Below are 22,497 nucleotides of genomic sequence, written 5' to 3' on the forward strand. Positions count from 1 at the left end.
CCATTTTGTTCACTCTTTATTATTCGTCGGTAACGCAACCTTCGGCAGCGGTAGTTACGTTTTTAGCGTAACGGTATAACACACCCTTGGTAACCTTCAGCGCCGGTTGTTGCCATGCGGCACGGCGTGCGGCTATTTCTTCTTGCGGTAACGAAACGTTTATAGTATTGGCAACAGCATCTATGTTAATTATATCATCATCTTTTACCATCGCTATAAACCCGCCATCGTAAGCCTCGGGTGTGATGTGACCGACGACGAAGCCATGCGTACCACCGCTAAAGCGTCCGTCTGTAATTAATGCAACTGAACTACCCAAACCTGCACCGAAAATGGCCGAGGTTGGCTTCAGCATTTCAGGCATGCCCGGTGCGCCTTTAGGGCCTACATTGCGGATCACCACAACATCACCTTTTTTAACGCGACCACTTTGGATCCCTGCTATCAGTTCAAACTCGCCATCAAACACACGGGCGGGGCCGGTGAAACGTTCGCCCTCTTTACCGCTGATCTTGGCAACACTGCCACCTTCGGCAAGGTTTCCGTATAAAATTTGTAAGTGGCCTGTAGCTTTGATCGGGTTTTCAACAGGTTTGATGATCTTTTGAGTATCAAACTCTAATGCCGGTACATCTGCAAGGTTTTCGGCAATGGTTTTACCGGTAACAGTAAGGCAGCTGCCGTCAAGCCAGCCTTGCTCCAGGCAGTATTTCATTACAGCAGGAACACCGCCAATGTTGTGCAGGTCTTCCATCATGTATTTACCGCTTGGCTTCATATCGGCCAGCACCGGGATCCGGTTACTTACGGTTTGGAAATCATCCTGGGTTAATTTAACGTCAACGCTTTTAGCCATTGCAATCAGGTGCAATACCGCGTTGGTTGAACCGCCCAATACCATGATCACAACAATAGCATTTTCAAATGCTGCACGGGTCATGATGTCCGACGGTTTAATATCTTTCTCTAATAATACCTTGATGGCTTTACCGGCCGCAAGGCATTCTGCTTTTTTATCTTCGCTTAATGCAGGGTTTGATGATGAGTATGGCAAGCTCATTCCCAATGCTTCAATAGCGGCAGCCATGGTATTAGCCGTGTAGATCCCGCCACAGGCACCAGCACTTGGACAGGCATTTTTAATTACGCCCATGAAATCAACGTCATCTATCTGGCCTGCAATCTTTTTACCCAAAGCTTCAAATGCCGATACGATGTTCAGGTCTTCACCTTTCCAGTGACCGGGTTTGATAGTGCCACCGTAAACCATGATCGACGGGCGGTTTAAGCGGCCCATAGCCATGATTGAACCCGGCATGTTTTTATCACAGCCCGGCAGGGTGATTAAACCATCGTAATACTGAGCGCCGGTAACAGCCTCAATGGAATCGGCAATAATATCACGGCTTACCAATGAATAACGCATACCTTCGGTACCGTTGCTCATACCATCACTTACGCCAATAGTGTGAAATATCAGGCCTACCATATCCTCATCCCAGATACCTTGTTTAACCAGCTTGGCCAGGTCATTGAGGTGCATGTTGCAAGTGTTACCATCGTAACCCATGCTGGCCACGCCGACCTGTGCTTTGCGCATATCGTCGTCGGTTAAGCCGATCCCGTAAAGCATGGCCTGTGCGGCCGGCTGTGTTGGATCCTGGGTGAAAGTTTTGCTATACTTGTTCAATTCTATAGCCGCCGTAGTATCTGATGATGAACTCATTTTTATTTGGATGATAGAAGTTTTATTAATTACTTGTGTTAATGATACTGGTTTACTTGGTATCCGAAATCAATATACGTAAGGTAGCCATAGCATCAGGCAATAGCAATAGTCGCCACTGATTTTTTGAAATAAGTATTTTGTTTTAATTGTTTTAATTATTCGGAATTTAATTCTGTATATTTTAAATATAAAGGTATAAAATTTTTAATGAAATATACCAAAGTTCAAAACGGTATTCGGTATGTTTTTTATGCATGCATAGTAAGTTGCCGATTTTCTGCCTGAAATGGGCGGGAAGGGTAATTTAACTTTAAAAAAATAGTATCCGGCTTTGCTAATGGACGTCGATAAATGGTTACTTTCAGGCATCAATATCATATACTTAAATGAACAAAATCCTAATCCTGACATTACTGCTATTTAGCGTAACAAAAAGTTTCTCGCAAGATGCCTTTACTGCCATCGAAAACAAAAATTACGATCAGCTTTCCGAATTATTGAAATCACCAAAAAATATAAACATAAGGGGTAAAAATGATATGACACCCTTGCTTAGAGCAGTAGGGCAAAACGATCTTAAAGCTGTAAAGATGTTGGTGGAAGCGGGAGCTGATTTAAGCCTTGTTCCAAAATCAAACTGGACACCCCTGATGGTGGCTTGCCAAAGCGGCAGTACCGAAATGGCCGCCTATCTGATTGAAAAGGGTGCAGATATTAACGCTAAAGACGAGCACAATTGGAACCCCATCATCATAGCATCAAGAAACGGACAAGCAGCAACGGCTGCCTTGCTGATAACCAAAGGTGTTGAAGTAAATTGTAAAGCGGAAGATAAATCTACTCCATTATTAATAGCCTCTTATAAGGGGCACTATGATGTGGTAAAGTTACTGCTTGAAAAAGGTGCCGATCCAAACCCTGTAAATCGGGATAGCGAAACAGCTTTGTTTTTGGCTGCTAAACAAGGCCGGGCCGAAATAGTTAAGTTATTGCTACAGTATCATGCAGATAAAACCTTTGTTAATAAAGATGGAATAAATATTTGTGACGCGGCTAAAGGTAATGGTTACAAGGAAATTTGCGATTTGCTGTAGTGGTAGTTTGAATGCTGCCTTAGATTTGTTTCATTACTTTTACACTAAATGAAGGATCTCGCCTTTGAAATATTGCCCGTCGATCTGCTGGATGAGTATCTTAACCAGGTGCCTCAAACTATCACTCAAAGTTTTGAGCAATTAAAGGATAGCGAGCTATCCACAGGCGCCTTTAGTTTCTATACATCTGTATCTGCTGTATTCTCATCCAAAATCGAGGGTGAAAACATTGAGCTGGATTCTTTCATAAAACACAAAATGCTTGGTGTTCATTTTCTGCCGGATTATACGCAAAAGATAGATGACCTTTATGAAACTTATCAATTCGCTCAAAAAACAAAGCTAAGTTATGAAGCAGTTCAGGAAGCGCATAAACTGCTTACCAAACATATCCTGCAAAAAGAACACGCCGGACAGCTACGTACTGGTAACATGTTTGTAATAACACCCGATGGCAAAATAGAATATGTGGCCTGCTCGCCTAATTTAGTGCAACAAAAGCTTGAAATGCTTTTTAATGATATCGATGTGTTATTAAAAACAAAGCTTACTGTTGCTGAAGTATTCTTTTTTGCCTCCATGATTCATTTGATCTTTGTAAAGATCCATCCTTTTGAAGATGGAAATGGACGTACGGCCCGCCTGCTCGAAAAGTGGTTCATAGCCGAAAAGCTTGGCCCCAAAGCCTGGTTTCTGCAATTGGAAAAATATTACTACGATCATCATCAAATCTATTACCGCAACATAAGGTTGCTCGGGCTTGAATATGATCTGCTGGATTATTCTGCAGCTTTGCCTTTTTTGCTGATGTTGCCCCAATCTTTTTAAATAGCACACTTACTAACTCTATGCTTCTGTAGAAGGGTAAGTGTAATGCTAATTTGTAGAATTAAAAAAAAAATTGAATTTATTCGAATAGTTTTATTTCTATATTTTTGACTAAACCTAAATCTATCAACCTGCATGAAAAACCTAATCTTTATAATTCTGCTGTTTTTGACGGTAACTCTTACTGCTCCAACAACAAAGAAACCTGCTAAAACAGCTATTATATTTAAACCGTTAATCATCTCCGCTCCTAAAAATACCGCCGTAATTAAGGGGCACGTTAAAAATTTTACTGATAAATATTGGGAATTGGCGGTAACAGGCGACTTAAGTAATTACTCACTAAAAATACCTGTTGATAAATACGGTAACTTCAATAAAGTCATCAACATTGATGGCGAAACAGAAGATATTTACTTGTATCTTAACGATGAAGCAATCACAGTTTGCGCTCAAAAGAATGATATCTTAACTATTAACTGGGATAATAAAAATTTCAAAAATACTTTCAATATCTCTTCGCCAAAGAAGGGAATAAATGAGCGCCTGCAAACCATGATTTCCATTTATAATCTTTACCGAAAGGAAATAACGGAATTGTCGGATATTTTGTACAGCGATAATATAACCGATTCGGTAAAGTTTGGCAAGATCAATAGTCTTTATAATAAGAAGATTTTGACCGCTGCGACGCATCTTGATCATCCCGAAACAAGAAAGTTGATAACTGATGTGTATTATAAATATACTGGGTTATTGGATGAGTACGGCTTATTGGGTAAATATCATTTATGTGTTGTTGATAACAGCACCGTTGCCAAAAAACTCAACCAGCTTTTTGGCCCGGAGGCTTACAGTATAAAATCGGAGTTTGCTTACAGAAATTGCAATAATTATAAATACTTTATTTACAGTTACCTGAATTCTGGTAAAAGGCTGAAGGAAACAAAAATAGATGCTCCGGTTTTGAAAACAGAGATAGATCATCCTGTCCCTACGATCAGCGGGCATAGTGCTGCTATCGATAACCTCAACTTTTCGGGTGAATTACGTGATTGGTATATAACTTATATGCTGAAAATGAAATTTGGAACACGTTCATTCAACGATGCAAAAAGCATTTTCGAAGATTTGATGCCAAAAGTTAGAACACCAAGATATGCAGATAGTCTTAAACAGTTATATGCGACGATGTTGCTGCTAAAGCCGGGTAACCTCGCTCCGGAATTTAGCTTGAAGAATGATAAGGGTGAAATGATATCCTTACAAAACCTGCGGGGTAAGGTGGTTTACATTGATTTTTGGGGTGTTAATTGTGCACCTTGTATAAGCGAAATACAACATGCTACTCCTTATTTGCATGAACGATATAAAGACAAGAACATTGTATTCGTGAATATCTGTGTTGATTCGGACGAGAAGACCTGGAAAAATAGTCTTGCTTCAATGAATGTAGAGGGGATTAATCTTATTGCGGAAGGCTGGGTGAATAATCCGATATGTCAAAAATACTATGTTACCGGTATTCCTCATTATGTTATAATTGGGAGCGATGGTAAAATTGTAAATAATAATAGTGCAAGGCCATCATTTGGAACTGAACTCACTAACGAACTCGATAAAGCGTTGATTAGTAACTGAGTGGGTATCTAAGTACTAACCTCAAATTGTAGAATTAAAATAAGATCAGGATTAATCTAAATAATTTTTATTTCTATATATTTGATTAAACCTAAATCTATCAACCTGCATGAAAAACCTAATCTTTATAATTCTGCTGTTTTTAGCAACAGTTCTCACTGCCCAAACAAAAAAGAAGCCTGTTAAAACTGCTACCGTAAATAAACCATTAGCTGCCTCTGTGCCAAAAGCCACTGCTGTAATTAAAGGAAACGTCAAAAACTTTACTGATAAATACTGGGAAATGGCTGTAACCGGCGATCTGACCAATTACTCCATAACAATACCTGTTGATAACAATGGCAACTTTAATAAAACCATCAACATTGACGGAGAAACTGAAGATATCTACCTGTATCTTAATGATGATGCCATTACCATTTGTGCTCAAAAGAATGATACCTTAATTGTTAACTGGGATAACAAAGATTTTAAAAATACTTTTAAGGTTTCATCACCACTGCCTCGGATCAATGAGCGATTGCAAACCATGATGTCGGTTTATAATCTTTGCCGTAAAGAGCTGATGGATTTGAGTGAGTCGCTTTACAAGGATAAGGCTACTGACTCTGCAAAGTTTGAAAAGATAAACAAGCTTTATAACAAGGAGATGATGGCAGTAGCGGTAAATCTCGATTACCAGGAAAGCGAGAAGTTAATCACTGATGTTTATTATAAGTATGTGGGATTTTTGAACAGTCACCATTTGTTATACAGATATGATCTGCATATTAATGATACCAGTGTAACAGGAAAAAGGCTCAATCAGAAATTTCCTCCCGGTGCTTACCGAACCGAATCCGAATTTTCTTTTCGAAACAGTAGTAATTATAGGGATTTCCTTTTTAATTATATCCGCTTTAATACGGGCTTGAATGCTTTTGTGACTGTGGGATCAGACTGGGATAATAAAACCTTGCCTTTTGCTCCTGCCTGGAATGAATACTATCTCGCCCTGGCCAACTTTCACTTAGCCGAGCTTCGGGACTGGTGTATAACTAAAGAGATAGAGTTTGATTTTGAAATGTATTCTTTTAATGATGCTGAAAATATCTACAAGGATTTTAAAACTAAAATTAAAACGCCAAGGTATGCAGATACCCTTGCGCAATTTTACGCGGCTATACAGCAGTTGAAACCCGGTAAACCTGCACCCGAGTTTAGTTTAAAGAATGATAAAGGAGAGATGATATCCTTAAAAAGTCTGCGTGGCAAAGTGGTGTATATTGATTTTTGGGGTGTAGGGTGCGGCCCTTGCGTTTACGAAATAAAAAACACTACAGCTGCTTTACACGAGCGGTATAAAGATAAAAACATAACATTTCTGAATATCTGTGTTGATTCGGACGAGAAAACCTGGAAAAATAATCTTACTTCATTGAATGTAAGCGGTGTTAACCTCATTGCAGAAGGGTGGACAAGAAATCCCGTTTGCCAGAAATATAACGTAATAGGTATTCCGCATTATGTCACAATCGGAACTGATGGAAAAATCGTAAATAATAATAGCGAAAGGCCATCATCCGGTAGTACACTTACCACGGAATTGGATAAGGCTTTAAAATACGTGCAGTAATGGGCGAAATTATGGCAGATGAAAAATATATGTTGCATTGTTTATTGTGAGGTACGAAGCAATCCCAGGGCAATTACAGGGGTAGTTTTTTGCATGGGCCACTCGGGTAATAGGAGATTGCTTCGTACATTACAATAATGATGTTTTACGTATCCACTTAAAAAAGGGTACAAAAAAAGCCCGGATAAACTACTTATCCGGGCTTTGTGTTTTTAAATAAAATACTGTTTTACTTATTTGTGCTGAATACCTTCGGCTAAAACAGTTACTTTATTGTTTAATGCTTCAACAACACCGCCTTTTATATAAAACACTTCTTCTTTAGCTGCACCACCACGTATGGTAAGTTTGCCATCCTGAAGGGTGGAAATGATAGGGGCGTGGTTGTTCAGTATTTCAAATAATCCCAAAGCACCAGGTAAGGTTACCGAGGTGGCCTCGCCTTCGTAAACTTTTTTATCGGGAGTAAGAATTTCTAATGTCATGCTTTTTTAGATTCAAGATCTAAGAATCAAGAGTCAGGACTATTCCTGTTCTTGATTCTTGAATCTTATTTTCTTGCTTCTTATTAAGCGTTAGCTTCAGCTAACAGCTTTTTGCCTTTTTCAATGGCATCGTCGATGTTACCAACTAAGTTGAAGGCTGCTTCAGGGTATTCGTCAACTTCACCGTCCATGATCATGTTGAAACCTTTGATGGTGTCTTTAATGTCAACCAATACACCTTTTAAACCGGTGAACTGCTCGGCAACGTGGAACGGTTGTGACAAGAAACGCTGAACACGGCGTGCGCGTGATACAACTAACTTATCTTCTTCAGAAAGCTCGTCCATACCCAAGATGGCGATGATATCCTGAAGCTCTTTGTAACGTTGTAAAGTTTCTTTAACGCGTTGAGCGGTATTGTAGTGCTCGTCACCTAAAACAGCTGGGCTAAGGATCCGTGAGGTTGAATCCAAAGGATCCACCGCAGGGTAAATACCAAGCTCGGCAATTTTACGTGAAAGTACGGTAGTAGCATCTAAGTGGGCGAAGGTTGTAGCCGGCGCCGGGTCGGTCAAGTCATCCGCAGGTACGTAAACGGCCTGTACTGATGTGATTGAACCGCGTTTGGTTGAAGTGATACGCTCCTGCATGGTACCCATCTCAGTTGCCAGTGTTGGCTGGTAACCTACTGCTGATGGCATACGGCCTAAAAGCGCTGATACTTCTGAACCTGCCTGTGTAAAGCGGAAGATGTTGTCGATAAAGAAAAGGATATCACGGCCTTTACCATCTTCATCACCATCACGGAAATATTCGGCAATTGTTAAGCCTGAAAGGGCCACACGTGCACGTGCACCAGGAGGCTCATTCATTTGACCGAACACGAATGTTGCTTTTGAATCTTTCATGGCTTCGGTATCTACTTTAGATAGATCCCAGCCGCCTTCTTCCATTGAATGCATGAAAGCGTCGCCATATTTTATAATGCCTGACTCAAGCATCTCACGTAAAAGGTCATTACCTTCACGTGTACGCTCACCAACACCTGCAAATACAGATAAACCTGCATAAGCTTTCGCGATGTTGTTGATCAGTTCCTGGATCAATACTGTTTTACCTACACCAGCACCACCGAACAGACCAATTTTACCACCTTTTGCATAAGGCTCTAAAAGGTCGATAACTTTGATACCTGTAAAAAGTACCTCAGTTTCGGTAGATAGGTCTTCAAACCTTGGAGGGGTTGCGTGAATAGGACGACCGTTTACTTTATCAAGGTTAGGGATACCGTCGATAGCATCACCTACCACGTTAAATACGCGGCCTTTGATGTTATCGCCTACCGGCATTTTGATAGCAGCTTCGGTATCTAAAACCTTCATGCCGCGTAACAAGCCGTCGGTCGAGTCCATCGCGATGGCACGTACACGGTCTTCGCCTAAGTGCTGCTGAACCTCTAAAATAACTTTCTGGCCATTGTCTTTCGTGATCTCTAACGCGTCATAAATTTTAGGAAGATGAGCGTCATCAGCGAAACTTACGTCAACTACCGGACCAATGATCCGTGAAATTTTTCCAATGTTTGGCATATATAACCTGGTGTTTTTTAAAAAATGCTTTTACTGAACAGACACATACATCATTTGTAACAGGAATGTATAAGATGCTATTTCAGAGGCGCAAAGTTAAGATTTCTATCCAATTATTTAAATACTGAATCAAGTTTTTTAAACGATAATTTCAACATTGCTAATTAGTTGGTTTTAATGTTCAAAACGCAGCACTATTTTGCCGGTATGTGTGCTGCTTTCCATCAGCCGGTGAGCCGCCGCCGCGTGTTCGGCATTAAAGATTTTATAGATCACAGGTTTTATAGCTCCCGACTCGATCAACGGCCAGATCTTTTGCTCCAGGTTTTTAGCAATATCCGCTTTAAAACTAATCTCCCTGCTCCGCAGCATGGAGCCGGTAATGATGAGCCTTTTGGCCATTACTTTACCAAGGTCAAGCGGTACTTCGCGGCCATTCATAGTATTAATAAAAACCAGCCGCCCCTCAATAGCCAATGAATCTATATTACCAGGCATATAATCACCGCCTATCATATCCAATATTACATTAACTCCAGCTCCACCGGTGAGTGCTTTGATCTCTTTTTTAAAATCGGCGGTTTTATAGTTGACGGCTTTATCGGCACCAAGCTCCTCGCAAAAGCTGCATTTATCATCAGAACCAGCCGTTACGTAAACGGTACTAGCTAAAGCTTTAGCCATTTGGATAGCTGTTACCCCAATACCGCTTGAGCCTCCATGCACCAATAACGATTCTCCTGGTTTAAGCGCACCACGGTCGAATACATTGCTCCATACGGTGAAAAATGTTTCGGGGAGGGAAGCTGCTTCAGGGTAACTTAGGTTTGAAGGAATAGGCAGGCACTGACCTTCGGGTGCTTTACAATATTCGGCATAACCACCGCCGATAACCAGCGCGCAAACCTTGTCGCCGGCTTTCCAGCGGGTAACCGCTTCGCCAACTTCGGCAACAATGCCGGCTACCTCCAACCCGGGGATATCCACAGGTGCGCCAGCAGGTGGCGGGTAATTTCCCTTGCGTTGAAAAACATCGGGCCGGTTAATGCCTGCCGCCATTACTTTTATCAAAACTTCATCGGGGGCGATAAGCGGCTTTGGCCTGTCGGCAAGCTGCAAAACTTCAGGGCCGCCTGGTTGGGTGATCACTATTGCTTTCATAGTTATAACGTTGAAAGCTAAGTTAGCGCTAAAATGTTTGGTTTAGGATGTGAGCGGCAAGTAGTACGCTTTTAAAATCAATAGTAGATACGAGGCACYTACGGAGCCTAAAAGTTTTTATTTTATTTTCTATAAACACGGTACCCCTCTGGGGTATTTGTCGTTAAGTAAAAACTCCCTTAGGAGTACTGTGTTTATAGAAATTTATAAAGTGACATTTTGGCTCCGTAGGTGCCTCGTGTTTTAAAAGAGATTATGCGTTAATCGTTGCGAGTATGCAGCGCCGGCAAAGCGTTGGCGTATTCATTTTTTTAGATACTGTAAACGATACAAGCAGAAATGTCATAAGTAGCCTTCGCCCTCCTTTCCCTGTCCTTCATACTTGCACCAGTCGATATTTTTGACCTTTATCCTTTTACCTTTCGCCTTTAACCTAATAAAACTAATCTCCAGAACGCAAACTCTCAACAGGATTAGCCGACGCCGCTCTGAACGACTGTAAACTGATAGTAGCAAAAGCGATAACCACCGCCCCCGCGCCGGCCAATATTACAACCCACCATCGTATATCTTGCCGGTAAGCAAAGCCCTGCAACCATTTGCTCATAGTTAGCCAGGTCAACGGTGCGGCTATTATAAACGATATAATCACCAGCCTCACAAAATCTTTCGATAACATCGTTACAATAGCCGCTATGCTTGCACCCAACACTTTACGGATGCCGATCTCCCGGTTGCGTTGCTCGGCAGCATAAGCGGCAAGGCCAAACAAACCAAGACAGGCAATAGCTATAGCCAGGCTGGTAAACAAGATGAAAAGCTGCCCCATGCGTTGTTCGGTACGGTAAAGGGCGTCAAAATCGGCATCCATAAATGAATAGTCAAAATGTTCATTAGGAGCAATGGTTTTCCATGTTTTTTCAATTTGTGCCATCAGGGCAGGTAGATTGTGGGTATTTATGCGGATGCTTAAACGCGCCAACCAGTCGTTATCCAGCGTCATTACCAGTGGGGTTACATTATCGCGCAGCGAACTAAAGTTGAAATCTTTAACTACACCGATTATATGGTATTTTTTGAGGTCTTTAGCAGTACCGGTTGTTATGATTTTGCCGATAGCGTCATTGCCATAGCCGAACACTTTTGCTGCCGTTTCATTAATGACCATCGCTGTTGAATCAGTTTTAAACTGCCCGGAAAACCCGCGACCGGCCTTCATCTGCATACCCATGGTGCTGATGTAATCTTCATCTATCTTCCAGAACTGGGTCGACTGGGCCTCTTTTTCAGCGGGCGATACATAGTTTAATGCTTTGTTATTGGCAGTAGGTAAAAAGCCAGTAAGCGTGGCATTAACAACTCCGGGCAGTTGTTTAATTTGCTGTTTCAGCAACTCAGGATGTTCCAATGTGTTAACGTTGTTGAGGATAAGCACCTGGTTGCGGTTAAAGCCGAGATCTTTAGTTTGGATATAGTTAAGCTGGTTGTAAATAACCAAAGTACCTATCACCAAAAATATCGAAATAGAGAACTGGAAAACCACCAGTGTACTCCGGAAAGCACCACCTTTAAAACCGGTGGAGATCTTCCCCTTTAAAACATTAATTGGCTGAAAAGCCGAAAGGAAAAAGGCGGGATAAGAACCCGCCAGCACGCCAACAACAATAACGATGCTTAACAAAGCAGGTAACAGCCATGTTATGGTTTGCAGATCGATGGCTAATTGTTTGTTTGATAAATGGTTGAACAGCGGCAGTAAAACCAAGGCTGTCAGCACTGCTATGATGGCAGCGACGAAGGTCACGATCAGTGATTCGGCAAGGAACTGGAAAATGAGGTGTTTGCGCGATGAGCCCAACACTTTACGCACACCAACCTCGCGTGCCCGGTTAGCCGAGCGGGCGGTAGACAGGTTCATGAAGTTGATACAGGCCAGCAGCAAAATAAAAATTGCCACTGCCGAAAATATGTAAACGTATTGACTGTTGCCATTCGCTCCCAGCTCCATCACCCTGTTTGATTTAAGGTGAACATCGGTTAAAGGCATCAGGCTAAGTTTGAAATAGTTGCCGCCCGATGTGAACTTGCTGTAATTCATAGTGCTTGAACCTTTAAGTCCGTCTTGCATTTCGGCATTGAGCTTTGATTCAAGGTGGCTGATGCTTGCGTTAGGTTTGAGCAGTACGTAAGTGGCAAAGGCGGTTAACCTGTTCCATGGAGCATCATTATTGATTGGATGATCTGTTGCCAGTAAAAAGTTGGCCCTGAAATGTGATTGAGCAGGCATATCCTTCATTACCCCGGTTATTTTAAGTGATGTGCCGGTGGTTACCAAAAGCAAGGTTTGCCCCACTACATTGGTCCGGTTAAAATATTTTCTCGCCATCGATTCAGCTATCACTACCGAGTTAGGTTCCTTTAAAGCCGTTTTTGCATCGCCCGAAAGCAGAGGGAGTGTAAACACATCGAAAATATTAGGTTCGCTATAAAAGGTTGCGCCATCTTCCCTCACAATTTCATCGCCCTTTTTAAATCGAATGTTTAGGGCGGGTGTTATTCTCACGGCGGTTTCAACTTCAGGATATTTAGTTTTCAGTACGTTGGCAACCGGAATAGCAGTTATGGCATATTCGGTTAATGTGCCACTGAACTTCAGGTCGGTATTAACCCTGTAGATTCTTTCATGTTTGGTATTGTACCTGTCATAGCTCAGCTCATCAACTACATAAAATGTAATGAGCAGGCAAATGGCCAGTCCCAATGCCAGTCCCAATATATTGATAAAGGTGAAGCCCTTGTTTTTTAGCAGGCTGCGTAACGCGGTTTTAAAATAGTTCCTGATCATAGCATATAGGCTTATGCTATAAAAATACAACTAAAAAATTAGTTGTAAAAGATTATTAACTAATTTTTTAGTTTATTCGCTCCTCAAGCTATCAACAGGGTTAGCCATCGCTGCTTTTATTGATTGAAAGCTGATAGTGATAAAGGCAATAGTTACCGCACCAATGCCTGATACAGCTATTACCCACCATTGTACATTTTGCCTGTAGGCAAAACCCTGCAACCAGTAATACATGGCTAACCAAGCCAAAGGGGCGGCTATAACAAATGAAATGATGACCAGTTTTATAAAATCTTTTGATAGCATATTTGTAATGGCCGAAACGCTTGCACCCATTACCTTACGGATGCCTATTTCTTTATTACGCTGTTCAGCAGCATATGCGGCCAGACTGAACAGGCCAAGGCAGGCAATAATTACGGCCAAAGTAGTGAAAGTTAAAAATAACTTGCCGGTTCGTTGTTCAGTACGATAAGCTGCATCAAAATCCTGATCCATAAAGGAGTATGCAAAATGCTGGCTGGGTGCAAAACGATCCCACACCTGTTGTACCTGGGCTATCAAAGCGGCTGTGTTTTTGGATTCTGTTTTTATGCTTAGCGCACCTTTGTCATCATTAAAAAACATGACTACTGGAGTGATATTATCCCTCAGTGAACTGAAATTAAAATCTTTCACCACGCCTATAACATGATATTCTTTTAAAGGTTGATCGGGCTGACCAGTTGCCCTGTATACTGTTTTATTAAGTGGATCATTCATGAAACCCAACATCCTGGCAGCGGTTTCATTAATGATAACACCCAACGAGTCGCTGGTGAATTGACTGGAGAAATTGCGGCCTTTTGCCATGTCCATACCCATAGTAGGTAAATAATCCTCATCAACAGGCCAAACTTCGGTAAATAGCGCGTTTTTGGGATTTGCCGATCTGTTTCGGAACACAGCATCGGGAGCCCGCACAACACCTGTAGGTAAAAAGCCGCTCAATGATGCGTTTTTAACGGCAGCAAGTTGTTTAATTTCCTGTTTAAACATTTTGGTGTTTTCTGTTACGCCAACATCTTTTATTACCATAACCTGGTTACGGTTAAAGCCTAAATTTTTATGCCTGATATAGTTAAGCTGGTTGTAAATAACCAATGTGCCGATGATTAAAAATATAGAGATCGAAAACTGGAAAACAACCAGGAAATTACGCAACCTGCCCCCTTTAAAGCCTGTTGAAACTTTACCCTTAAGTACATTGATAGGCTGAAATGCCGACAGATAAAATGCGGGATATGAACCAGCCAGTAAACCTACCAGCAAAATGATCATCAGCATAGCCGGTACAAGCCATGAAAATATCCGAAGGGTTATGCTTAAGTGTTTGCCCGATACTTCGTTAAATAGAGGCAATAAAACCCATGCTGCCGTAACCGCCAATATTGCCGCGCAAAACGTTACAAGTAACGATTCGGAAAGGAATTGTGCTATCAGGTACCCGCGTGATGAGCCCAGTACTTTACGAACACCAACCTCTCTTGCCCGGTTAGCCGAGCGGGCGGTAGACATGTTCATGAAGTTAATGCAGGCTATCAGTAGTACAAACAGCGCTATTGCCGAAAATATGTACACATAGCTTGTGCTGCTATTGGCACCAAGCTCGTACTGCCGGTTTGATTTAAGGTGGATATCGGTTAACGGAGTAATATTGAGATGAAAGTAATTGCCGCTTTGTTCAAGCCGGGCGTAATTTTCGCCAAGTTGTTTTTTCATTAGTGTCGGTAATTTGGCTTCAAAGTTTTTAGGATCTGTGCCTGCTTTCAGTAGTACATAGGTGGTATAACTAAAGTTATTCCAGTCAGCAAGTTTGGCATCTGCCCGTTGTGCAATGGAAAAGAAAAAATCAAAGTTAAAGTGTGATTGCGCGGAAATATCTTTCATTACCCCCGTTATTTTATAGTTGGTATTATCGCTTAAGTTGATCACCCGGCCTAATACATGGGTATCTTTAAAGTATCTTTGGGCAGTGCTTTCGGTAATTACTACCGTATTGGGCTCGGTAAGGGCCGTTTTGGGATCGCCTTCTGTTAATGGCAGCGTAAACACGCCAAAGAGTTCCGAATCGGCGTAAACCACCTTTTCTTCCTGTATATATTCACCATCTTTTTTAATGCGTATGCCCTGGTCATGGATGAGCCGTGCGCTCCGCTCAACTTCGGGGTAGTTGTTTTTTAATGTTGAAGCCAATGGGGGAGGCGTAATGGCATATGAAGCTACATTGCCGCCATACTTCATATCCATATTGACGCGGTATATGCGGTTGGCATTAGCATTAAACCTGTCATAACTTAACTCATCAAACACATAAAAAACAATAAGCAGGCAAGTAGCCAATCCAAGAGCAAGGCCTAAAATATTAATGATGGTAAAAGCTTTGTTTTTTAAAAGCCCGCGAAAGGCTATGCGGATAAAGTTTTTCAACATGGCAGAGGTATGTTATAAGGTGATTGTGATGAGGGCTAAAATAGGTAACCATTTGTAAAACTGATTGTTAAATAAAGTTAAAAAGCAACCTGGCGTAACTAAACAGATGGACGCAACTAAATTGACACTGTGATTATCGGCGTAATTAGCAAGTGAAGTTTAATTATGATTTATTTGCATAAAAATTATCATACTATGTCATTACAACCAGGCCAGCCGGCACCACAGTTTATTTTAATTTCATCAGCGTTAAAAAGCGTTTCGTTGGCCGATTTTAAAGGCCGCAAGGTGGTGATCCACTTTTTTCCTTTAGCATTTACAGGTGTTTGTACCACGCAGCTTTGTACCATGCGCGATAGCTTTGGTTACTATGATGGTCTGAATGCTACGATATTAGGTATTTCTGTCGATTCGCCTTTTACTTTAGCTAAGTTTAAAGAAGAGAACAATTACCAGTTCGAGCTGCTATCTGATTTCAACAAAGAGGTATCAACAGCCTATGGCGCTATTTATGATCAGTTTGTTATGGGGCTTAAAGGTGTATCAAAGCGCGCTGCCTTTGTAATTGACGAAGAGCAGAATATCATTTATGCGGAGGTGCTTGAAGATGCTGGTCAATTGCCAGACTTTGAGGCCATTGCTAAAATTGTAAAATAATTTTGGATAAAAATTTGCAACGAAAGTTTAAAAACCTATCTTTGCATTCCATTTCGGAAAGCACTCGTAGCTCAATTGGATAGAGCGTCTGACTACGGATCAGAAGGTTAGGGGTTCGACTCCCTTCGAGTGCACAACAAAGCACTGCAGCCCGGGATTTTTCCACCGTATGTGCAAATTAACTGTAAGCCTTTCTGTTGTATTACCGAAAGGCTTTTAATTTATCAAGAGCATGCTAAATCTGGTTTTGTTTGGCCCTCCCGGAGCCGGGAAAGGTACTCAGTCGAAAAAACTTATTGAGAAATACGATTTGATCCATCTTTCAACTGGGGATTTGTTACGCGGCGAAATTGCACAGGGTACAGAATTGGGTTTGGAAGCCAAAAAACTCATGGACGACGGAAAGCTTGTTCCGGATGCCGTGGTTATTGGTATGATCAGCAACAAGCTCGACGCTAATAAAGAAGCTAAGGGTTTTATTTTTGACGGCTTTCCGCGTACAGTTGCACAGGCCGAAGCTTTGGATCAATTGCTTGAATCAAAACAATCAGCAATTTCGGGCATGATAGCCCTTGAAGTTGGTGATGATGAGCTTGAGCGCCGCCTGTTAGAGCGAGGTAAAGAATCTGGTCGCCCGGATGATGCCAACCCCGAGGTGATCCGTAAACGAATTAAAGAATACAATGATAAAACTGCTCCAGTAGCAGGTTTTTATCAACAACAGGACAAGTTTACAAGCATTAATGGTGTAGGTTCAGTAAATGAGATCTTCACTGAGATTGTGAATGTAAACGAGTCATATAAGAAATAGTCCGAATTTCAGTAAGACCGAAAGTCAGTAAAGTCCGCAAGTTAGGAGCGTTAAAATTCTTAATTTTGCGGACTTTGCTAATTTTCGGTTTTTTAGTCCAAATAAAATTATGTCACAGGGTTCAAATTTTGTTGATTATGTAAAGATCTGTTGCCGCTCGGGCCACGGAGGTGCGGGTTCTGCCCATTTGCACCGTGATATATTAACTTCAAAAGGTGGTCCCGATGGTGGCGACGGCGGCAGGGGAGGCCACGTTATTGTAAAAGGTAACGCCCAGCTGTGGACTATGCTACACCTCAAATACCGTAAACACGTAATTGCCGGCGACGGCGATTCGGGCGGTAGCTCATTGCGCTCAGGTAAAACCGGCCGCGACGAAATATTGGAGGTACCCCTTGGTACAACTGTAAGAAGCGCCGAGACAGGTGAAGTACTTTTTGAGATAACTAAAGACGGTGAAACAAAGATCTTAACTCCAGGAGGTCGTGGTGGTTTGGGTAACTGGCATTTTAAAACATCAACTCAACAAACTCCACGCTTTGCCCAACCCGGCGAAGATGGCCGGGAAGACTGGAATATCCTCGAGCTTAAAGTACTGGCCGATGTTGGTTTGGTAGGTTTCCCTAACGCGGGTAAATCAACCCTGCTTTCGGTAGTATCGGCAGCAAAACCTGAAATTGCCGATTACGCGTTTACCACACTGGTACCTAATTTAGGCATCGTATCATATCGTGGCGGGCGTTCATTTGTAATGGCGGATATTCCGGGCATTATTGAAGGTGCATCGCAGGGAAAGGGCTTAGGATTTAGGTTCCTGAGGCATATTGAGCGTAACTCGGTATTGCTGTTTATGGTACCTGCCGATACATCGCGCAGTATAAAAGAAGAGTACAGCATCCTGCTGCATGAGCTGGAAGAATATAACCCCGAACTGATGCACAAGCCCCGGGTATTGGCCATTACCAAAACCGATATGCTTGACGATGAGCTACAGGCCGAAATGAAAAAGGAGATCCCTGATGGAATCCCCTCTATATTTATATCATCCGTAGCCCAGAAAAATATCGACCAGCTAAAAGATCTGCTCTGGAAAGAGATCAACGCCAGCGTTATTTAACGCGCTTTTAAAGAATAAGAGTTGTCATTTCGATAGAGCTGCGAAGGTAGGGGCGTTGGGGCGAAAGAGAAATCTTGTACGCCATGCAATCACGATGTATGTTTTAGAGCAGGGCGTATAAGATTTCTCCTCACGCCACCCTCATCCCCTGCACTTGTTCGTCGAAATGACGCGTTTTTTTTCAAGATATGGCATGCTGAGAATAGAAAAAGATATTTCCGTTTACTTCGCCTCCCACAAAATATAATCGTTGCTGAGCATCGTCATTTTAAAACCGGTATAACCCGGAAAGCATTTGCGCATAATGGTTGATTTGGGCCCGATGTAATCGGAAGGCAAAACGATATACAGCGGACCGGCATGGCCTTTATATACATAATCGTCGTAATCGATAGCTACTTCGGCGCCAATGGTCTCAACTGTTATCGTGCGGTTATGTTCAATCTCCAGGCTCAGATCGGGACTGTTGAATACAAAAATGGCATTGGTGTTTTGCTTATCCAGGTTGCGGATATAATTTAATGACGGCTGATCGATAAACAACTGTGCTATCCCAGAGTACCCCCTTGCACTGATATTTTTATTTTGAAAATAGCTTGGTACAAAATATTTGTAACTTGAATAAGCTATCACAAAGCATACAAAATAAAACAGGTATTTATAACCGGTTTGCAGCCCGCTTACCAGGTAAATAATGCCCGGGGCAGCAATTAGCCCAACAAGCCTTAAATGCCTTGCCTCATACGAGATATAAGCCTGCCTCAAAAATGACTGTCCGAAAAACAATACTGCAACCACATAAAAAACCGAAAGTAGCAAAGCATAGTTTTTGTTGGGTACCTTTTTTACGATAAACCCAATCAGTAAAATACTTAATACGGCACAAATAAGAACAATGATAACTGCCCAAATGTAGTTGAACATGGGTGTATCATCATGAAACAGGAGGCCATTAGTAAGGTCATCTATCGAAAATGCGGTCAATAAGGGTGATGCCAGCGGGAAGCCAAAAGTTTCCCATGCCAGTTTAATACCACCCCCACCAGATGAAGGATTACCACCTTTTGAAAGGTAAAAATGATAAATCGTGAACAGGGATAGCACCGCCGGAACGCCTATCCAAAAACCATTCTTTATCCAGTTAACAAGAGCTTTTGAGCCCGATGAAAGCCTGATCCATAAAAAGCAGCAGCCGGCAGCAAACATCCATAAGAATGATGATTTACAGATGAAGCCCAATATCCCAGCTATGAAGAGGAATACAACAAGTTTCCAGCCGACCTTTTCTATCGCCATGCATCCGTATAAAAACCAGCCGGCATATCCAAAAAGTAATAGCTCGCCCCCATTATAAAATACGTATGGTGTAAAAAACGATAGCTGAATTATGATGAACAGTACGCTCAATGCTGAGATCATGGGTGTGAACCCGGCCTTTTTAAAGAAAAAATAGAAGCCGTAAATCCCGGATAAAGAAAACAGCAGGGTTACTATTGAAGAAGCCTGCCCGGTATTAACACCAAAAATAAGCTTGAAAAAGTAAGGTACCAGGTATTGACCCGGCGACCACCACGATAAAAATTCAGACGTGTTTTTGCTGATGTCATTCTGATCGGGTTTGATGCTGATGTTAAACGCTGAGCCAAGTTCCATTGAGCGCATTACCTGGAAGCCTTTGCTCGGGTCGGGGTAAATGGCGGCCGGCGCTATGATCAGCATAATACCCATAATGAAAACAATCCCGCTCATAACCAATAAAATGATCTGGTGGGGTTGTAGTTTTTGTTTCAGCATAGCGTTATTTTAAGCAGATGATTGTATAAGTTTTAATTGATTTCCCGTTCCCTGATCTTTACTGCAGGATTACCCTGGTAAACACTGTAGGCCTCCAGGTTTTTTGTGGCGATAGAACCGCTGGCCAGCACTGCATGCGATGCCGCCGTTATACCCGGGGTTACCATAGCCCCGGCACAGATCCACACGCCATCTTCCAAAATTATGCCTTTGGTTATCAAATCAAAGGATGTTTTTTTGTAATCGTGGCTGCCGGTTAACAGGATAGCCCCTTGCGACAGGCACACATTGTGCCCGATACTGATGAGCACCAAACTATCTATCCATACATTTTCGCCTATCCAGCTTTTATCGCCTATATGCAGGTTCCATGGATATTTGATATTTACACAGGGTTTGATCGTTACGTTTTTACCGATCCTGGCACCAAAAAGCTTCAGGAAAAATACTTTGAAGCCACTTGAGGGTATAATGCTTGTTTTAAAGAATACGGCATTAAAATAATACCATAAAATACGTTTTAAAGCATTGCCGCCAGGGTGATAAGGATGATTATTATAGGTGGAAAGATCAGTTTTGGACATCAGTGCCGGTAAGCTTATCATTACGTTTAACCCAAATATACAGGCTAACCGCTATAATAATGTAAAGAAGTATATTAAAAATGGTATGATGATCAACTATCCGGTTTGCCTTTTTCGACCAGAAGATGGCCAGCAAAACAAAACGGATCACGTTTAAAAATTCGATAACAAAGATCCCTGAAAACAGGAACACTAATTTTGAGCGAAGCGGAGATGGATACGCCAGTACAAACGCCGAAAAGAAGCTGATCAATCCTAAACCCAAACAGCTGTAAACTATAGCCAGTGTTCCTTTGCCTGCTACCAATAATTCATAGTTGTTATCGATAGCGGCATAGCCAAACCATTTCAATATCGTTACGCTGCAATCAAGTAATACCTGCCTCAAAGCTGCAATATAGTTCAGATGCTCGGCTAAGAAGGCGTTATAATTTCCGCCGGGATTGGTAATGCCAAAAAAGAAAATATTAAAGCTGTAAAATACGGCAAACAGTAATACAAACAACAGCATGAACCGTATTGCCGGGTTATTTAAAAAAGCAGGTTGTTTCATTGTTTTTTGCTCTCCTTTCGTAATTCGTAAATTTTAGCGTCAATCAAAAATCTGAACCAAAAGCCCTGTAAAAAATGGAATATCAGTCCGGTTGTTCCATCTAAAAAGCCAAGTTTTATAAAATATCTTATGAAAAAATAAATTGCAGGCCTTACAAACAAAGGGAACGATTCGTACCGCTTTTTCATATACCGGCGGCGTTCCATCGGGTTACCAAATAACCGTGGATGTACCAGTTTTCCATCATCATTAATAACCGGCGCGTTTTGCTGTTCAACAAGGTATTGGGCTTCCAGTGTTGCCCAATGGTTATGCCGGGCAATGAAACTGGTAAGCGAATCAGTTATCACATCAATAATATCAGTTTTAAGCACCTGTGTTTTGCCCGTAACCTTAAAATGCTGATCGTACAGTTTTTCTTCGCAACGCCCGAAGCCCCTCCTGAACAGGTTGGCGTGATAAGTAGGATAGTGACCGCCATATTTGATCCACTTACCCATAAACATAGTACGCCTGCTGATCAGGAAGCCACTGGTTTCAGCATCTACAGGTCTGCTGAAAATATCATTAAGTTGGGTGGCAAGCTCGGGTGTTACCCGGTGGTCGGCATCAAGGTTAAGTATCCAGGTTCCTGTTAAAGGCAGGTTATCAAGGGCCCAGTTGCGCTGTGCCGCATAGTTTTCAAACGGATGGTTGAAAATATTTTGAGTATATGTTTGGCAAATAGCCAAAGTGTTATCGGTTGAACCTGAATCAACAATGTAGATATTAGCTTTTAGCGCTACGCCGCTTTGCAGACAGTTGGCGATATTCTTCTCTTCGTTAAAAGTTAAAATAATAATATCCAGGCTCTCGCTCACTTGAGTTTGGCTTTAATGATCATCGTCATCCAAAAATAAGAGAACCTGCCGCAACCCCTGAATGCTGTTACCTCAAAACCATGTTCGTTCAGGATCTGTGTGAGTGTTTTAACTGACCAGAATTTAATATGCCCTCCCTGCCATAGAGGACTGATATGGTTATCCCATTTATTTAAGATACTTAAAAACAGGTTTTTTAAATAACCGTGATATGGGGTTGATATAATGAGCTCTCCTTTTGATTCGCTCAGAACATCACGGCAAAGACTTATAAAAGCGTAGGGGTCATACAAATGCTCAATAACTTCGGTTGATATAATGGTGTTAAACTGCGTATTTTTCAACGGTTCCGGTAAACCTTCGACCGAAAGGTCATGCACGAAAAATCTGCCGGGATTTATTTTATCAGCGATAGCAATGCCGGGTTTGGATGCGTCAATACCATACGCGTTAAATCCCCTGGCCAGTAAATAATTTACCAGGTGGCCGTTGCCGCAACCGAGGTCAAGAATACTGCTGTTCGTATCTTTATTTAATAACGACATAAGCGGCTTCTCAAGCTCCTTAAATACATGGCAGGGACTTGCATCGGGATAATCGTAATCTTTATAGGCGCTCATGCGGTTGTTATTTGCAGATAAGTATTTATATGTTTTTTCATT

At 41.8% G+C, this 22,497-nt stretch carries 18 protein-coding genes and 1 tRNA gene; 8 read left to right on the forward strand and 11 right to left on the reverse strand.

What is annotated here, in order from left to right; genetic code table 11:
* Positions 1-19: 19 nt before the first annotated feature.
* The gene (gene ilvD, locus AC1DUD_RS03045) at positions 20-1,726 is read right to left on the reverse strand and encodes a dihydroxy-acid dehydratase (protein WP_477371466.1); all 1,707 of its coding nucleotides are present in this window, start codon (positions 1,724-1,726) and stop codon (positions 20-22) included.
* 389 nt (positions 1,727-2,115) lie between these two features.
* Here ilvD and AC1DUD_RS03050 point away from each other — a divergent pair, with 389 nt between their 5' ends.
* The 4 genes from AC1DUD_RS03050 (at position 2,116) to AC1DUD_RS03065 (ending at position 6,907) form a co-directional block, all read left to right on the forward strand.
* Positions 2,116-2,823 carry an ankyrin repeat domain-containing protein gene (locus tag AC1DUD_RS03050; RefSeq protein WP_477371468.1) on the forward strand — a complete coding sequence of 236 codons (708 nt, stop codon included), beginning with the start codon at positions 2,116-2,118 and terminating at the stop codon, positions 2,821-2,823.
* Between the two features lie 48 nt (positions 2,824-2,871).
* Complete coding sequence (locus tag AC1DUD_RS03055) at positions 2,872-3,651, forward strand: Fic family protein (RefSeq protein WP_477371470.1); 780 nt, start codon at positions 2,872-2,874, stop codon at positions 3,649-3,651.
* Between the two features lie 135 nt (positions 3,652-3,786).
* The gene (locus AC1DUD_RS03060; RefSeq protein ID WP_477371472.1) at positions 3,787-5,292 is read left to right on the forward strand and encodes a TlpA family protein disulfide reductase; all 1,506 of its coding nucleotides are present in this window, start codon (positions 3,787-3,789) and stop codon (positions 5,290-5,292) included.
* A gap of 109 nt (positions 5,293-5,401) precedes the next feature.
* On the forward strand, positions 5,402-6,907 hold the full coding sequence (locus tag AC1DUD_RS03065) for a TlpA family protein disulfide reductase (RefSeq protein ID WP_477371475.1): 1,506 nt from the start codon (positions 5,402-5,404) through the stop codon (positions 6,905-6,907).
* A 233-nt stretch (positions 6,908-7,140) separates the two neighbouring features.
* On the opposite strand, the gene atpC is transcribed toward AC1DUD_RS03065, so the two are convergent.
* The 5 genes from atpC to AC1DUD_RS03090 form a co-directional block, all read right to left on the reverse strand.
* Complete coding sequence (atpC, locus tag AC1DUD_RS03070) at positions 7,141-7,392, reverse strand: ATP synthase F1 subunit epsilon (protein ID WP_477371477.1); 252 nt, start codon at positions 7,390-7,392, stop codon at positions 7,141-7,143.
* A gap of 83 nt (positions 7,393-7,475) precedes the next feature.
* On the reverse strand, positions 7,476-8,981 hold the full coding sequence (gene atpD, locus AC1DUD_RS03075; RefSeq protein WP_429263437.1) for a F0F1 ATP synthase subunit beta: 1,506 nt from the start codon (positions 8,979-8,981) through the stop codon (positions 7,476-7,478).
* Positions 8,982-9,155: 174 nt separating this feature from the next.
* The gene (locus AC1DUD_RS03080) at positions 9,156-10,142 is read right to left on the reverse strand and encodes an NAD(P)H-quinone oxidoreductase (RefSeq protein WP_477371480.1); all 987 of its coding nucleotides are present in this window, start codon (positions 10,140-10,142) and stop codon (positions 9,156-9,158) included.
* Positions 10,143-10,584: 442 nt separating this feature from the next.
* Positions 10,585-12,987: an ABC transporter permease gene (locus AC1DUD_RS03085; protein ID WP_477371482.1), complete on the reverse strand. Its 2,403-nt coding sequence runs from the start codon at positions 12,985-12,987 to the stop codon at positions 10,585-10,587.
* 72 nt (positions 12,988-13,059) lie between these two features.
* Positions 13,060-15,459 carry an ABC transporter permease gene (locus AC1DUD_RS03090; protein ID WP_477371484.1) on the reverse strand — a complete coding sequence of 800 codons (2,400 nt, stop codon included), beginning with the start codon at positions 15,457-15,459 and terminating at the stop codon, positions 13,060-13,062.
* 195 nt (positions 15,460-15,654) lie between these two features.
* On the opposite strand from AC1DUD_RS03090, the gene AC1DUD_RS03095 reads away from it, so the two are divergent.
* The 4 genes from AC1DUD_RS03095 (at position 15,655) to obgE (ending at position 18,044) form a co-directional block, all read left to right on the forward strand.
* Complete coding sequence (locus AC1DUD_RS03095) at positions 15,655-16,116, forward strand: redoxin domain-containing protein (protein WP_477371486.1); 462 nt, start codon at positions 15,655-15,657, stop codon at positions 16,114-16,116.
* A gap of 60 nt (positions 16,117-16,176) precedes the next feature.
* Positions 16,177-16,250, forward strand: a tRNA-Arg gene (locus tag AC1DUD_RS03100).
* Positions 16,251-16,348: 98 nt separating this feature from the next.
* On the forward strand, positions 16,349-16,927 hold the full coding sequence (locus AC1DUD_RS03105; RefSeq protein WP_477371488.1) for an adenylate kinase: 579 nt from the start codon (positions 16,349-16,351) through the stop codon (positions 16,925-16,927).
* Between the two features lie 109 nt (positions 16,928-17,036).
* Entirely contained in the window at positions 17,037-18,044 is a 1,008-nt protein-coding gene (obgE, locus tag AC1DUD_RS03110; protein WP_330862064.1) for a GTPase ObgE, read from the forward strand.
* 222 nt (positions 18,045-18,266) lie between these two features.
* Here the strand turns inward: obgE and AC1DUD_RS03115 are convergent, their stop codons facing one another.
* Genes AC1DUD_RS03115 through AC1DUD_RS03135 form a run of 5 tightly spaced genes read right to left on the reverse strand, consistent with a single transcriptional unit; the run spans position 18,267 to position 22,455 of the window.
* Positions 18,267-19,838 (reverse strand): hypothetical protein, encoded by a 1,572-nt coding sequence (locus tag AC1DUD_RS03115; protein ID WP_477371491.1) that lies wholly within the window; start codon positions 19,836-19,838, stop codon positions 18,267-18,269.
* A 32-nt stretch (positions 19,839-19,870) separates the two neighbouring features.
* Entirely contained in the window at positions 19,871-20,422 is a 552-nt protein-coding gene (locus AC1DUD_RS03120) for a WcaF family extracellular polysaccharide biosynthesis acetyltransferase (protein WP_477371493.1), read from the reverse strand.
* The gene (gene xrtY, locus AC1DUD_RS03125; protein ID WP_477371496.1) at positions 20,409-20,975 is read right to left on the reverse strand and encodes an exosortase Y; all 567 of its coding nucleotides are present in this window, start codon (positions 20,973-20,975) and stop codon (positions 20,409-20,411) included. Before xrtY ends, AC1DUD_RS03120 begins: the two co-directional genes overlap by 14 nt.
* Positions 20,972-21,835 carry a glycosyltransferase family 2 protein gene (locus tag AC1DUD_RS03130; protein WP_477371498.1) on the reverse strand — a complete coding sequence of 288 codons (864 nt, stop codon included), beginning with the start codon at positions 21,833-21,835 and terminating at the stop codon, positions 20,972-20,974. Before AC1DUD_RS03130 ends, xrtY begins: the two co-directional genes overlap by 4 nt.
* On the reverse strand, positions 21,832-22,455 hold the full coding sequence (locus AC1DUD_RS03135; protein ID WP_477371500.1) for a class I SAM-dependent methyltransferase: 624 nt from the start codon (positions 22,453-22,455) through the stop codon (positions 21,832-21,834). The genes AC1DUD_RS03130 and AC1DUD_RS03135 overlap by 4 nt, the downstream gene beginning before the upstream one ends.
* Positions 22,456-22,497: the final 42 nt, after the last annotated feature.

Source organism: Mucilaginibacter sp. P4_A11 (assembly GCF_056402535.1).